Below are 14,567 nucleotides of genomic sequence, written 5' to 3' on the forward strand. Positions count from 1 at the left end.
CGGATCATCATGTTTGACCGTTTAAGTGTATTAGAAGAACGCTACATGCAATTGAATGAGATGCTCGCTGACCCAGAAGTGCTCAGCGACTCAAATAAGTTACGCCAATATTCGAAAGAGCAGTCCCAGCTCGAAGAGACGGTGCAGGCGTACCGTCACTATAAAGAGACGAGCGCGGCGTATAAAGAAGCGAAACAGATGCTCGAAGACCGTACGCTCGATAGCGACATGCGCGAGCTCGCGAAAGAAGAGATGTCGCTCCTCGAGCCGGAAGTGAAAGCGCTCGAGGCGAAGCTCCGCGTCTTGCTCCTACCGAAAGACCCGAACGACGACAAGAACGTCATCGTCGAGATTCGCGGGGCTGCCGGAGGGGACGAGGCGGCGCTGTTCGCGGGTGATCTTTATAAGATGTATACGCGTTTCGCCGAACGTCAAAATTGGAAAGTCGAGTTAATCGACGCCAACTATACGGAGCTCGGCGGTTTCAAAGAAGTGACGTTCCTCATCAACGGGAACGGGGCCTACTCGAAGCTGAAATTCGAGAACGGGGCCCATCGTGTCCAGCGTGTGCCGTCGACCGAATCGGGCGGGCGGATTCATACGTCGACGGCGACCGTCGCCGTATTGCCGGAAGCCGAGGACGTCGAAGTCCACATCGACATGAAAGATGTCCGTGTCGACACGTTCACATCATCCGGACCGGGCGGGCAGTCGGTCAACACGACCCAGTCGGCCGTACGCTTGACGCACATCCCGTCGGGGCTCGTCGTCTCGTGCCAAGATGAGAAGTCGCAACATAAAAATAAAGACAAAGCGCTCAAAGTACTCCGGGCCCGCCTCTACGACAAGATGCAGAGTGAACACATGGAAGAGTTGTCGGCCCAGCGGAAGTCGGCCGTCGGGACGGGTGATCGTTCAGAGCGGATTCGGACATACAATTTCCCGCAGAGCCGCGTGACCGACCATCGTATCGGACTCACGCTTCAAAAGCTCGATCGCGTGCTCGCCGGTGAACTCGACGATATCATCGACGCGCTCGTCATGGACGAACAGGCTCGCTTGATGGAGGATGCGGAATGATGCGCATCGCCGCCGCATTGAAAACAGCAGAGCGCACACTGGCTGAAGCCGGCCGCGACGCCTCGATGGCGGAATGGTGGCTGATGCACGTCCTTGACGTCGACCGGACGGGGTTGTTGATTCGGCTGTCGGATGAACTTTCAGCTGTCGAGGCGAAAGCTTTTACGGACGGTATGGCACGCCTTCTCGCCGGTGAACCCGTCCAGCATCTGATTGGGCAGGCACCGTTTTTCGGACGGATGTTTGAAGTGAATCGTGACGTCTTGATTCCGCGCCCAGAGACAGAAGAGCTGATTGAGTGGGTCGTGTCCCATGTCGGCGCCGTCGCAGATGACGAGACGGTCGATGTCGGGACGGGCTCGGGTGCGATTGCCATCACGCTTAGCCTCGAGCTCGGAAAACGCGTCCAAACGGTCGATATTTCCCGGGAAGCCATCGATGTGGCGAAGCGAAACGCCGAAGCGCTCGGAGCTGACGTCGTCTTCCATGAAGGGGACTGTCTCACTCCGATCGCCGATGCGTCGATTCGGGTGCTCGTCTCGAATCCGCCCTATATCGAGGCGGACGAACTGCTCGACGAGACCGTCGCGGGCTTCGAGCCACACCTCGCTTTGTTCGGCGGGGTGGACGGGCTCGACTTTTATCGAACGATTATCGCGGACTCGAAACGGGTCATGCGTGCCGATTGGCAGTTAATCGCGTTTGAAATCGGGTATAACCAAGGACAAGTTGTGAAAACGTACCTGTCCGAACGTTATCCTGAAGCAGAAACGGGTATTTTAAAAGATATAAACGGTAAAGACCGAATCGTCTACGCCGTGAGGGAAGGGATTGCGCATGGAAACGAAATGGATCAAGCCGACTGAAGTGGAGATTGGGGTAGAGCTCTTGAAGGCGGGTGAGGTGATCGCCATGCCGACGGAGACGGTGTACGGTCTCGCCGGAGATGCGACGAACGATGTCGCGATTCGCAAGATTTTTGAGGCGAAAGGCAGACCGGCAGACAACCCGCTCATCGTTCACGTCGCGTCAGTCGAACAGGCCGGACATTTCGCGCAAACCATCCCGCCGGTCGCGAAGCGCTTGATGGAAGCGTTTTGGCCCGGTGCCTTAACGATTATCTTACCGTCAAACGGTCGGGCGTCTTCGCTCGTGACAGCGGGACTCGATTCAATCGGGCTTCGGATGCCGGACCATGACGCCGCGCTCGATTTGATTCGCTCGTCCGGCCTCGGCTTGGCGGCACCGAGCGCGAACCGGTCTGGCCGGCCGTCCCCGACGTCTGCGAAACACGTGGCCGATGATTTATCCGGTCGTATCGCGGGTATTATGGATGGGGGACCGACAGGCATCGGTGTCGAGTCGACTGTAATCGACTGCACGACAGAACCGGCGACGATTTTACGTCCCGGCGGCGTGACGAAAGAAGCGATTGAGGCCGTAATCGGTCCGGTCAACCTCGATGCCAACTTGAACGACGAGACCGCGGCACCGCGCTCACCGGGGATGAAGTACACCCATTACGCCCCGAGCGCACCACTTTATCTCGTCGACGGGGGACGCGACGACCTCGTCCAAATCGTCACGGCACGTAAGGAAGCCGGCAAACGCGTCGGCGCGCTCGTGTTCGATGAAGAGCCGACCCCAGCCGACGTCACACTCTCGCTTGGTCGTTCGATGGAGACGGCGGCACAACGGCTGTATGAGGCGTTACGAAAATTTGATGAGACCGATGTGGAAGAGATTTACGTGAACCGGATTGAGCCGACGGGAGTCGCGCTTGCCGTCTACAACCGCCTCTATAAAGCGGCGGGCGGGAAAGTCGTTCGGTCACACGAAGAGGCCTAAGGACATAGAGGAGGATCACGCGATGTCGATGAAACGCGTATTATTCATATGTAGCGGAAATACATGCCGCAGCCCGATGGCGATGGCATTGCTTCGCTCGAAAGTGACAGGTGACGAATTTGATATCCGCTCGGCCGGACTTCGGACGATGCAAGGGTTCGATGCCTCGGAGAACGCCCTGCAAGTGTTGCGGGAACGTGGGATTGAACTCGACCATGTGACACAGACGTTTGACGATGTGCTCGGCCGTTGGGCCGATGTCATCTTGACGATGACACGCGCGCACCGTGAACAAATTCGAGACATGCACCCGGAGCTCGCCGACCGCACGTACACGCTCTACGAATTCGTGACCGGACTCGAACGAGACATCAACGACCCATTCGGAGGGTCGATGAACGTCTATCGCCAAGTCCGAAACGAACTCGAACCACTCGTCAATCGACTTGTGCTAAAATTGACGAATGATGGGTCGAAGGTGACGAAACCACCGAGACGCTTACCAAAAAAAACGGGGGAATGAACGAATGAAAATCGCAATCGGCGCCGATCACGGCGGATTCAACTTAAAAAAGGACATCGTCGGATTACTCGAGGAATTGGGACATGAGTATAAAGACTTCGGGACGCACTCGGCCGAGTCGATCGACTATCCAGACGTCGCCATCCCGGTCGCAGAAGCGGTCGCGGCAGGCGAGTTCGACCGTGGGATTTTGATTTGTGGCACAGGGATTGGAATTGGCATTGCGGCCAATAAAGTGAAAGGGATTCGTGCCGCGCTCGTCCATGACTCGTTCAGCGCGAAGGCGACACGTCAACATAACGACTCGAACATCATGACGCTCGGTGAGCGGGTCGTCGGACCAGGCCTTGCTTTGGATTTGGTTGAGACGTGGCTCGACACGAGTTTCGAGGGCGGTCGCCACTCGAACCGTGTCGACAAGATGAGTGCGTACGAATCGAAGTGACGACGATGAAGACGGAGCTTTTGCACTTATTGACGGAGTTGCATGAACGGTTTCCGTTAGATGAGGAAAAGATTCTCGTCATCGGTTGTTCGACGAGTGAAGTGCTCGGTAAGACGATCGGGAAGGCCGGGTCGATGGATGTCGCCTCGGAATTCATCGAGGCGTTCCAAACGTTTCGGGACAAAACCGGCGTCCACCTCGCCTTCCAAGGGTGTGAGCACATTAACCGTGCCCTCACCGTCGAACGTCGGACGTTAAAACAGTTCGGGTTGACGGAAGTGACCGTCGTCCCGATTCGGGCGGCCGGGGGCGCGATGGCCGAGAAGGCGTATGAACGTTTGGACGCGCCGTGCGTCGTCGAAGCGATTCAAGCGGACGCCGGCATCGACATCGGCTCGACGTTGATCGGTATGCATTTGAAGCCGGTCGCGATTCCCGTCCGTTTGTCGGCAAAACAGATCGGTGAGGCGTACGTCACGTTCGCCATCACCCGTCCGAAACTGATTGGTGGCCCGCGGGCGCACTATCCAGCCAAATAAACGAAGCCGGTCCGTCATGGACCGGCTTCGTTTGCGTTATACGTCCTCGCTGAACAAGTACGACACGACCATCGGGAACCGCTCGCGCCAGGCGATTTCGTTGTGCACGCCTTCTTCGATGACCTCGAAGCGGATATGCTCCACCTTATCGCGGAGCAGGGCGTAGACACGCTCGCTCGACTCGAGATACATCTCGTTCGTCGGCCCGTCCGCCGTCGGCTGTTCGACTTCTTTACGGCCGACGTCCATGTAAAGCCGTTCAACGCCTTTCAAATCGCTCGCTTCAATCAACTGCTCGAGTTCCGTCTGATTGAACCAGAACGCCGAGGACAACGAAGCGACACGCTTGAAGACGTCAGGATAGACGCAAGCGGCATAAATCGAGATTAATCCCCCCATCGAGCTGCCCATCATCGCCGTTTCGTCCGGCTTCGTCCGATAGTTCGCATCGATCATCGGCTTCAACTCTTGGGCGATATATTCGATATACGCTGAGCCTTGACCGCCGAGCGTCACGTCTTGACCGAGCAAGCTCTCGCCGATGTACGGGTTCTCCCACGGTCCGTATTCGTCGAGCCGCATCTCGCCAGGGGCAGAGTCGATTCCGACGATAATCAAGTCACGCTTTGAGGCATCTAAGTATGCACCGGCACGCCAGCTCATCTTATAACTCGCATCCTCGTCACTGAACACGTTCTGTCCGTCGTGCATATAAAGCACCGGATACCGCGTGTCTGTCGTCTCGTAGTCGGCCGGCGTGTAAATCCGAACGGTCCGTTCGCGATCGAACGGAGTAATCGTGATTTGTTTTGTCTCAATCATAAATACCCTCCTCTAGTCGTCTTCTCTCATATGATACCCGACTTGCCACTAGATTAGACGATACCCAAAAAAAGAAGCTTATGTTACGATGGGGGTGTTGATTTTTAGACATTTAGAGGGGGTTTCAACATGGTAAACACGACGAAGTTGAAAGTGCAGGATGCGGAATTGTTTGAAGCGATGCAACACGAGCTCGGTCGCCAACGGGAGAACATCGAACTCATTGCCTCGGAGAACTTTGTCTCAGAGGCAGTCATGGAAGCGCAAGGTGGCGTATTGACGAACAAGTACGCGGAAGGATATCCGGGCCGCCGTTACTACGGTGGTTGTGAGTTCGTCGACGTGGCCGAGAACATGGCCCGCGACCGCGCGAAACAGCTGTTCGGTGCCGAACATGCGAACGTCCAGCCGCACTCGGGCGCGCAGGCGAACATGGCCGTCTACTTCACGATCCTTGAAGCAGGCGACACGGTGCTCGGGATGAACTTGTCGCACGGCGGTCATTTGACGCACGGAAGTCCGGTCAACTTCTCAGGCGTTCAATACAACTTCGTCGAGTACGGTGTGGACAAAGAGACAGAACACATCGACTATGACGTCGTCGCAGCCCTCGCGAAAGAACATCAACCGAAACTTATCGTCGCTGGTGCCTCGGCATACCCGCGGACGATTGATTTCGCCAAGTTCCGTGAGATCGCCGACAGCGTCGGTGCGTATCTCATGGTCGACATGGCCCACATCGCTGGACTCGTCGCGGCCGGCCTTCATCCGAACCCGGTCGAGCACGCGCACTTCGTCACGACGACGACGCACAAGACACTCCGTGGTCCGCGCGGGGGGATGATCCTCTGTAAAGAAGAGTTCGCCAAGGCGATCGATAAGTCGATTTTCCCAGGCATTCAAGGCGGTCCGCTCATGCACGTCATCGCAGCGAAAGCGGTAGCGTTCGGTGAAGCGCTCCAACCTGAATTCAAAGACTATCAGACGCAAGTCATTAAAAATGCACAAGCGCTCGCGAAAGGGCTAGAAGAAGAGGGGCTCCGCATCGTATCGGGCGGCACGGACAACCACCTTCTCCTCGTCGACCTCCGCGGCATCGACATCACCGGGAAAGCGGCCGAGCATGCGCTCGACGCGGCCGGCATCACGGTGAACAAAAACACGATCCCATTCGATCCGGCATCACCGTTCGTCACGAGCGGGATTCGTCTCGGCACAGCGGCGATGACGACGCGTGGCTTCAAAGAAGACGATATGCGTGAAGTCGCCCGGTTGATTGGGCAAGTATTGACGAATCATGAAGATGAAGCGGTGCTCGCGACAGCACATGAAGAAGTACGTCGTTTGACGGCGAAGTTCCCGCTCTACCCGGAACGAGGCTGACGCATGGACGCACGGACACTCGCAGACCGAGAACTCGCGACACTGCCGCTCCTCGACATGACGGAATGGCTCGCCAGGAAAGGCGAGCACGACCCGACGTTTCGGCTTGTGGCGAATGAATTCGGTGTCATCACGACGCTGCTCGACCACGGTTATTTCAGTGAGGCGAGCGAACGGATTGTACCGCTTCTCGGGATGAAAGTGCCGGCTGCGTTCCATCGACTCGGACTCGCGCTCGAAGTGAAAGCGAACGGAAAGAAGGCGGCCAAGCGCCGCTTTCGTTCGTTCACGCCGGCCGTCATGAACCATGCTGACTTGTCGGACTGGCGGCATGCCTTTAAATGGGAGAAAAGATGGCTCGGGTTACCGGCTGCGATCGTGCTCGCCCTTGTCGCCTTGGCGCTCTGGCCCGACGAACCGGCACCCGTCCCGACCGTGAACGAGCCGACGGTTGATACGATCACGGAAGACGAAGCGCTCGCGGAGCGGCTCGAAGAACTTGAACAGGAAGTGGCCCGTCTCGAACAAGAGAACGAGGCGCTGCAGGCGGAAGAGGCAACACCGGAACCTGTTACGGAACCACCGGCCGTCATCCCGCTCACAGAGGTCGAGTCGCTCGTCTCGGATAAGCGCTACGAGGAAGCGGACGCGCTGCTCGTCGGGGAGCCGAAAGCCGGACAAGAGCAGGCGGTCGGATTTTATCGCCTACTCGTCGACAATAAGCTGAATCAAGCGGAGATTGCCGACTATGCCGCCTATGTCGAAACGTATCCCGATTCCGGGTACAAGGCGGACGTCTTATGGATGAAAGGGATCGCCGAGCGTAAGGCCGGGGATGCGGCTTACCGGGAGACGCTCGCCGAAGTCGCGGCGATGGAAGGGACGTATTGGGCACCGATCGCCGAGTCGGTCCTTGCCGGAGACTGAGGTTGTAGCTTAGGCTACAGCCTCTTTTCTCATCAAATTCTAATCGGATTCACCAAGCGTTCTCAAGTGACTCTCGTATCATGAAGAAAAAGATGAAGGAGCGATAGGATGAGACGTAGCAGAACAAGTTGGTTTGGCCGGATGGTGCGAGGCGTGGTCGTGAGTGTGTTGGCACTCTCGCTCATAGCGGTTGGTGTATTTGGATTTTTATTTTTTACGGTGACGGGCAACGACTGGCTCGGTCAATGGATGTCTTACGGAAGTGAGCTGTCGCTTCAAGCCGATGGATTCGAGTCTCGTGTGGAACGATGGACCGACTCACTTGAGGCGCGGGTAGGTCAACTGATTCCGGAGACGATCCGGCCGTTTTTCGACTGAACAATCCGGGAACAGAATAACGATGCGTCGGGCGGACTGCTCGGCGTTTTTTGCAGAGAGGATGAAGACGATGGCAACGATTCTTGTCGTCGAAGACGACGTTAAAATTGCACGGCTGTTACAACTCGAACTGATGCACGCAGGGTATGCGGTCGAAGTCGAGCACGATGGACGGACCGGGCTCGAGCGGGCGCTTCAAGGTGGGATTGACTTGATGCTCCTTGACGTCATGTTGCCCCACATGAGTGGCCTCGAAGTCGTGCGTCGCATCAAAGCCGAGCAACCGACGCTACCGGTGCTCATGGTGACGGCGCGAGGCGACCGGTATGACAAGGTGAGCGGGCTCGACCTCGGGGCAGACGACTATATCACGAAGCCGTTCGAGATGGAGGAGTTACTCGCCCGGATTCGTGCCTTCTTACGGATGCGCCAACACATTCAAACCGATACGAGCGAACGAACTTTTTCTTATGAAGGCCTCACCGTCGACGTCAACCGTCATGAAGTGACGTGTAACGGGGCGCATGTGGAATTGACGCGGCGTGAGTTCGACTTGCTCGCCTATTTGATTGAACATCCGGAGCGGGTGTTGACGCGTGACCAATTGCTCGAACACGTCTGGGGTTTCGATTATTACGGGGACACGAACGTCGTTGACGTGTACGTGCGCTATGTCCGGAAGAAGCTCGGGGGCAGTTGGATTCAGACCGTTCGCGGTGTCGGATACATGTTGAAGCGTGGTGAATAAGATGAAGCTGCGCACGAAAATCGCCCTCGCGATGACGGGATTCATGTTATTTCTGCTCATCACGTCGTTCGGGGTCGCGTGGCTCGTCTCCCGTCACCAAATCATCGATTCCCGCTATGACGTGTTGCGACAAGCGCTCAGCCTGTTAGAAGAAGATACGCGCAACCGTGACGCCGTCGTCTCGCTCCATGAAGACAGTGTCGTCCTCGAGCGGCAAGCGAACGGGGAATGGGCCATCGTCGGTGGTTCGACCGCGGACGGGCTGAGCTTCCCGGTCAATTACGGGGAGCCGGCACTGATTGGTGACTGGTTCGTCATCGCGACATCGAACGGGCTCGCTTACGGGTTCGAGGATGCGGCGGTCAGTGAGACGCTTCGCACGCTCGCGACGATTTTTGTCATCATCTTCTTGATCGCCGTCGCTGTGACGTTCATCGGCAGTTTATGGATCGTCCGCCAAGGGCTCGCGCCGCTTCGAAAGCTAGAGGCGACGATGCAACGCATCACCACGTCCGGGACGCTCGAAACGATTGAGGTCGGCTCTGACGAGGACGAAGTGGCGACGCTCGCGGACGGCTTCAATCAGATGATCGGTCGGGTCGAAGGGTCGATGGACCAACAACGACGCTTCGTCGCCGATGTTTCACATGAACTGAAGACGCCGCTCACGGTCATCGAAGGCTATGCCAAACTGCTCCGGCGTTGGGGGCAGAGCGACCCGGCCGTCCGTGACGAGGCGATCGACCATATTTTGACGGAGTCGCGCCAAATGCGTGAAGACTTGATTGAACCGATGCTCGAGTTGAGCCGTTTCCCTACAATCGAAGAAGTCGAGTCCGAGGCGATCGAGTTGACGCAGCTAGCAAGTCAGCTCGAGGAACGGTTCGAACGCTCGCACGGTAAACGGGTGCCAATCGAGGCGACGGGGCAGTGGCAAGGTCATCGCGATTCGCTTCAGCGCTTGCTCGTCATTTTCATCGACAACAGTTTGAAGTATGCCGAGGACACGCGCGTCACGATGACGCCGACACGGATCGAGGTCCGTGACCACGGGCCGACGCTCGATGAAGAGGAACGGGGGCGGCTGTTCGACCGGTTTTATCGGCTCGATGAGGCGCGAGACCGGAGTGGTAGCGGGCTCGGGCTCGCCATCGCGAAAGAGGTGGCGGATTTGAACGGCTGGACCGTCGGGAGTTACGCCAACGCACCGAGCGGGAGCGTCTTTTACGTCACGAAATGAAAGAAGTTTCGCAACTTCTCATCGTTCTCTAATGGAATCCTCGTGGTGCTCTAAGGTCGACCTTCTATGATAAAGGTGTAGATCAGGAACACCACACAAAACGAGGAGGAATTGAACATGAAATTAATTGGATGGATTTTAGGCGTCGGCTTGGCGGTACTCGCCGTTGCCGGGATTGGGTTGTATGTCGCCAACGATAAGACGGACACGGTCATCGTCCCACGGGCGATTGACAGTGCGAGCAGCGGATCGAACGGGTCTGACGATGCAAGAGATGACGCACGAGACGACGGACAAGTCCAGACGAATGATGATGCGGCTGAGCCGGCACAGTCAGGCGATATCCCAATCCGTTCTGTCGATGACGACGATGACTATGAATTGTACGGCACGCTCGTCGCCTTGACGGACCGTGACGTCACAATCAGCTTTAGCGGCAAAGAGTCGACGTATCCGCTCGCGGCCCGTCATGAAATCGATGATGACACACCGAAATCGGGCGATCGCGTCAAACTCGAGTTCAACCGCAACAACGAAGTGAAGGAAGTCGACCGTGAGAACGACGACTTCGACATTTACGGCACGTTCATCAAGATGTCCGACCGTGATGTGACGATTGAACGAGAAGGGCAACAGTTGACGTTCCCATTGGCAGCGCGCTATGAACTCGATGACGGGATGCCGAAAGCCGGCGACCGCGTCAAGCTTGAATTGAATCTGCAAGAGCAAGTGAAAGAGATTGAGCTGGAAGATGACGACGATGACGACGATGATGATCGTGATGATGACGACGATCGTGACGACGACTAATACACGCATATAAGGGAAGGTGCCACGCGCGGTGGCACCTTTTTTCAAATCGTAACACTTCTGAAAACATAATCGAAACAACATATATGATATGATGAATAAGGAATTTTTAGGGGGTCGTATCCTAGGGACGGCCAAATGGGGACGGAGGTGCCAGGTGATGCGGGCGTTTTGGGTCATTCCCCTTCTGTGTGTAATGTTGAGCGGTTGTGGTGCGAACTCGATGAGTGCGATCGAGATGCGTCCGCTCGCCGCGACGGCGCTCAAGCAGACGAGTGGGATGGAATTACCATTGGAAATAAAGAAACATATTCTTACATATTGCGAGAAGCAACCGACGGATATCTTGCCGGCGCAGCGGGCGAAAGTGTCGGAGGCGACCTACGTTCACCCAGTCTATGAAGAGCTAGGGAGCAAGACCGGTCAGCTACTGGGCGAGCGGCGAGACGCGTTACGTCTCGTGTGCAAACAGTTATGAGCAGTTCGAACGGACGTTTGCAGTCGAACCGATCGAGGCGCTCGAACCGCTAGCAGCTGACGTAAAAGAGACAGAAGCCAAGCGGATGATGACGTTTGAGCCGGCGTTTGACACGTCATTCATCAACGAGCGATTTCGTATCGATGCGGAACACGAGCGCGTGCTGGCGGGGTCGATGTTTCGTTATGAAACCCCAGACAGCGGGTCGCTTTACGTCACGTACGACGTGAAACGGAACGGTCGGACGCTCGACCGGACGATCGAGTCGGGGTTGTTCGTCTTTAAAGCCGAGCGGACGAGCGGGTATACGTTCTTGACCCAGCTGACCGACGGGCGCGTCACACTTCAAATCGGGACGGAGGACGCGTTCGAGCGGAAAGTGTTACCGGACATCTTTGTCGGGGAACATGTGTATCTCGATACGACTGAAGCGACGGTCGTGCTCGACGGGTCGCGTCGCCAACTGTTGAAGCGCGTCATCGTCTCGGACGAACCGATCGGCCAAGTCGGGGACGAGTCGTCCCTTACCTTGTCCGAACGTTACGGGACGGTCATCGAGGTGTGGGGCAGCGTCCGATTGCCGCTCACGACGACGTTGATGAGTTTGTCGCCGGCAAGCGAGAAGGTGCGGTTGGCCACGTATGAACAAGACGGGACGATCGTCCATCTCGATGGGCCGAATACCCGTGCGCTATTCGAGTTGCTGACAGAAGTCGTCCCGTCGCGCGTACCGACGACCGCTACTTATCGCGGGACGATTTCGCTTCACGAGCGATTGTCCGAACAAAACCTCGACGTCTATGTCGCCGGCGGGGACGTGTTCGTGGTCGACCTTCATACCGGGGCCGAATACGGTCTAGATGCTGTACAGCTGAAAGAGTTGCTGGCGTCATCGAATCAAACTCAAAAAATAAAAATGTAAGTATACCCGCTTTATGACGAAAGTATGTCAGAAAAGCGGTTTTTTGTTGTCAAATTGATACTATGTTTCGTTGGAAAACTATCCTATAATTTTTTTTGCGAAGGTTTAATAAGTCCTACATATAACCGATATACTCATAAAACACACAGCACTATACCTTTCGTCACTATATGGATAAAGGAGGAGTTAGAGAAACCCTCAATTTACCCCATCGTCCGTCACCACGTTTTGTTCGTCATCAGGAGAGGAATAGGTAGTGAAATTGAAAAAGTTAATGTTGTCTCTAACAGTTGTGTTGTTAATGCTTAGTGTAAACATGTCAAAATCGGGGGCGCAAACGATGAACCCACTCGACGGTGTGAAAAACTATCAAGTGTTTTATGGCCATCCGACAGATGCGATTCTGAAGGATATGCAAAACTACGATCTCGTCATCATCGAGCCTTTGCACTACACGAAAGCGCAAATCGATTTAATTCAATCACGCGGCACGAAAGTGCTCGGATATATTAGTGTCATGGAAGTCGCGACATGGAACACGGGTCTCATGTCGAAGCTCCAAGCAGGGGACTTCTTCACACGTAACGGTCAGCGCGTCCATTATCCGGAATGGGATTCGTATTTGACAAATATCGCTTCGACGCATTTCCAAGGCTTGTTGCTCACGGAAATTCAAAACCAAGTCATCGCCAAAGGAATCGACGGCGTGTTCATGGACACGGTCGGCGATATCGACAATGAGCATTTGAACAATCCGACCGTGCTCAAACAGCAACGTGATGGGCTCGTCAACTTCTTGAAGCAAGCGCGGGCGAAATACGGCGACATCGCCATGGTCCAAAACTGGGGCTTCGACACGCTCGAGACCTCGACGGCACCTTATGTCGATGGCATCATGTGGGAGAGTTTCAACGCCGACACGATTAAGAGCGACGCATGGTCACAAAACATGATTAAGAAATTACAAGCGGTCGATACGAAACACTCGGTGAAGACGCTCACGATTTCGACGCGGCAAAGTGCCGAGAGCCATAAGCTCGCGAAAGACGCAGGGTTCATCCATTTCCATGAGGCGGATGAGTATGTGAACTGGAACGCGGGCCTCGTCACACGCACGGCGACGATTGCTCCGGCGCCGTCGACACCGACGTCGACAGCGACTTCGACTGAATCGACAGTAAAACCAGCCGAGACGGCACCGAAGACCGAGACAACGAAACCGGCTGAAACAGTCGCGAAGACGGAGACAGCGAAACCAGCTGAAACGGTCACGACGACGGAGACAGCAAAACCGGCTGAAACGGTCACGACGACGGAGACGGTGAAACCAGCTGAAACGGTCACGAAGACGGAGACGGTGAAACCGGCTGAAACAGTTACGAAGACCGAGACGGTCGCAAAACCGACGAAGACCCCGGTGAAAGCGACAACTCCGGCCCAGACGACATCTTCATCTGCGCCAAAAGTCGCGGACGAGAAGAAAGTCACATCGAAAAAAGATGAAAAGAAGAAAAAGCACGTCAAGAAAAAAGCTGTGAAAGCGAAAAAACATGCCCACGTTACGAAACAAGATGCCCCGAAAGGCAAGATGTGCGGCAAAGCGAAACAACAGACGGCCGCTTTCTTTAAATTCTTCAAATTGTAAAATAGAGGGAGACCCCGAGGTAGAGATGCTGTCCTCGGGGTTTCGTCTGACCTCTTGGAAAACAGAAGTTGACCCTACCTTTTTGCAGGGGGTTAGGGTACAATGCTCAAGAGAGATTGAGAGAGGAGTGAAGCATGATGGGAAAAGTACACGTTTATGACCACCCATTGATTCAGCACAAGATGACGATTATGCGCAAAGCAGAGACGGGGACGAAGCAGTTCCGCGAGCTCGTCGACGAAGTTTCGTCGCTCATGGCATATGAAATTACACGCGACCTTCCATTGACAGACGTAGAGATTGAGACACCGGTCTCGGTATCGACGCAGAAGATGATTGCCGGCAAGAAATTGGGTATCGTCCCAATTTTACGGGCAGGCCTCGGAATGGTGGATGGCTTCCTCAAAATGATGCCGAACGTCAAAGTCGGTCACATCGGTCTATACCGTGACCCGGAGACGCTCGAGCCACACGAATACTATCTCAAATTGCCGACGGACATCACGGAGCGTGACTTCATCGTCGTCGATCCGATGCTTGCGACAGGCGGCTCGGCTGCTGACGCGATCGCGGCACTTAAAAAGCATGGCGCGAAGTCGATCAAGCTCGCTTGCCTCTGTGCAGCACCAGAAGGCGTCGAGCGTGTTCAAAACGAACACCCGGACGTTGAGATTTATCTCGCTGCCCTCGACGAGAAATTGAACGACCACGGCTACATCGTCCCAGGGATGGGCGATGCGGGTGACCGATTGTTCGGAACGAAGTAATCAAAAAGACGA

At 55.5% G+C, this 14,567-nt stretch carries 17 protein-coding genes; 16 read left to right on the forward strand and 1 reads right to left on the reverse strand.

The features are described from left to right. Positions 1-9 precede the first annotated feature (9 nt). From prfA to RT52_RS01005, 6 genes are read left to right on the forward strand one after another with little or no spacing between them, the layout of a single operon-like run. The gene (gene prfA, locus RT52_RS00980) at positions 10-1,080 is read left to right on the forward strand and encodes a peptide chain release factor 1 (RefSeq protein ID WP_034807429.1); all 1,071 of its coding nucleotides are present in this window, start codon (positions 10-12) and stop codon (positions 1,078-1,080) included. Further along, positions 1,080-1,946 (forward strand): peptide chain release factor N(5)-glutamine methyltransferase, encoded by an 867-nt coding sequence (gene prmC, locus RT52_RS00985; protein WP_034814614.1) that lies wholly within the window; start codon positions 1,080-1,082, stop codon positions 1,944-1,946. The genes prfA and prmC overlap by 1 nt, the downstream gene beginning before the upstream one ends. Further along, positions 1,918-2,928, forward strand: a complete 1,011-nt coding sequence (locus RT52_RS00990) for an L-threonylcarbamoyladenylate synthase (RefSeq protein WP_034814490.1) — start codon at positions 1,918-1,920, stop codon at positions 2,926-2,928. The genes prmC and RT52_RS00990 overlap by 29 nt, the downstream gene beginning before the upstream one ends. 28 nt (positions 2,929-2,956) lie before the next feature. Continuing rightward, positions 2,957-3,451 (forward strand): low molecular weight protein arginine phosphatase, encoded by a 495-nt coding sequence (locus RT52_RS00995; RefSeq protein ID WP_245175440.1) that lies wholly within the window; start codon positions 2,957-2,959, stop codon positions 3,449-3,451. A gap of 4 nt (positions 3,452-3,455) precedes the next feature. Then, positions 3,456-3,896 carry a ribose 5-phosphate isomerase B gene (gene rpiB / locus RT52_RS01000; protein ID WP_034807422.1) on the forward strand — a complete coding sequence of 147 codons (441 nt, stop codon included), beginning with the start codon at positions 3,456-3,458 and terminating at the stop codon, positions 3,894-3,896. A 5-nt stretch (positions 3,897-3,901) separates the two neighbouring features. Continuing rightward, positions 3,902-4,435 (forward strand): TIGR01440 family protein, encoded by a 534-nt coding sequence (locus RT52_RS01005; protein WP_034814616.1) that lies wholly within the window; start codon positions 3,902-3,904, stop codon positions 4,433-4,435. 36 nt (positions 4,436-4,471) lie between these two features. Here RT52_RS01005 and RT52_RS01010 read toward each other — a convergent pair whose 3' ends face one another. After that, a complete protein-coding gene (locus RT52_RS01010) occupies positions 4,472-5,257 on the reverse strand; it encodes an alpha/beta hydrolase (protein ID WP_034814494.1) in 786 nt (261 codons plus the stop codon). Positions 5,258-5,386: 129 nt separating this feature from the next. Here RT52_RS01010 and glyA point away from each other — a divergent pair, with 129 nt between their 5' ends. The 10 genes from glyA to upp all read left to right on the forward strand — a co-directional run bounded on the left by glyA (position 5,387) and on the right by upp (position 14,555). Next, a complete protein-coding gene (gene glyA / locus RT52_RS01015; RefSeq protein WP_034814496.1) occupies positions 5,387-6,640 on the forward strand; it encodes a serine hydroxymethyltransferase in 1,254 nt (417 codons plus the stop codon). Between the two features lie 3 nt (positions 6,641-6,643). After that, complete coding sequence (locus tag RT52_RS01020) at positions 6,644-7,567, forward strand: bZIP transcription factor (protein WP_034814498.1); 924 nt, start codon at positions 6,644-6,646, stop codon at positions 7,565-7,567. Positions 7,568-7,675: 108 nt separating this feature from the next. Further along, positions 7,676-7,945 (forward strand): hypothetical protein, encoded by a 270-nt coding sequence (locus tag RT52_RS01025; RefSeq protein WP_156028755.1) that lies wholly within the window; start codon positions 7,676-7,678, stop codon positions 7,943-7,945. A gap of 70 nt (positions 7,946-8,015) precedes the next feature. After that, positions 8,016-8,693 (forward strand): response regulator transcription factor, encoded by a 678-nt coding sequence (locus RT52_RS01030; protein ID WP_034814501.1) that lies wholly within the window; start codon positions 8,016-8,018, stop codon positions 8,691-8,693. Position 8,694: 1 nt separating this feature from the next. Beyond that, complete coding sequence (locus tag RT52_RS01035) at positions 8,695-9,933, forward strand: sensor histidine kinase (RefSeq protein ID WP_034814503.1); 1,239 nt, start codon at positions 8,695-8,697, stop codon at positions 9,931-9,933. A gap of 117 nt (positions 9,934-10,050) precedes the next feature. Next, positions 10,051-10,743, forward strand: a complete 693-nt coding sequence (locus tag RT52_RS01040) for a hypothetical protein (RefSeq protein WP_034814506.1) — start codon at positions 10,051-10,053, stop codon at positions 10,741-10,743. Positions 10,744-10,903: 160 nt separating this feature from the next. After that, entirely contained in the window at positions 10,904-11,221 is a 318-nt protein-coding gene (locus tag RT52_RS01045; protein WP_034814508.1) for a hypothetical protein, read from the forward strand. A gap of 85 nt (positions 11,222-11,306) precedes the next feature. After that, complete coding sequence (locus RT52_RS01050; protein ID WP_034814510.1) at positions 11,307-12,143, forward strand: hypothetical protein; 837 nt, start codon at positions 11,307-11,309, stop codon at positions 12,141-12,143. Positions 12,144-12,483: 340 nt separating this feature from the next. After that, on the forward strand, positions 12,484-13,788 hold the full coding sequence (locus RT52_RS15955) for a glycoside hydrolase family 191 protein (RefSeq protein WP_051690228.1): 1,305 nt from the start codon (positions 12,484-12,486) through the stop codon (positions 13,786-13,788). 137 nt (positions 13,789-13,925) lie between these two features. After that, entirely contained in the window at positions 13,926-14,555 is a 630-nt protein-coding gene (gene upp / locus RT52_RS01060; RefSeq protein ID WP_034807371.1) for a uracil phosphoribosyltransferase, read from the forward strand. The last annotated feature ends 12 nt before the right edge of the window (positions 14,556-14,567 follow it).

The organism is Exiguobacterium alkaliphilum 12/1 (assembly GCF_000714435.1).
In the GTDB taxonomy this organism is placed as follows: domain Bacteria; phylum Bacillota; class Bacilli; order Exiguobacteriales; family Exiguobacteriaceae; genus Exiguobacterium; species Exiguobacterium alkaliphilum.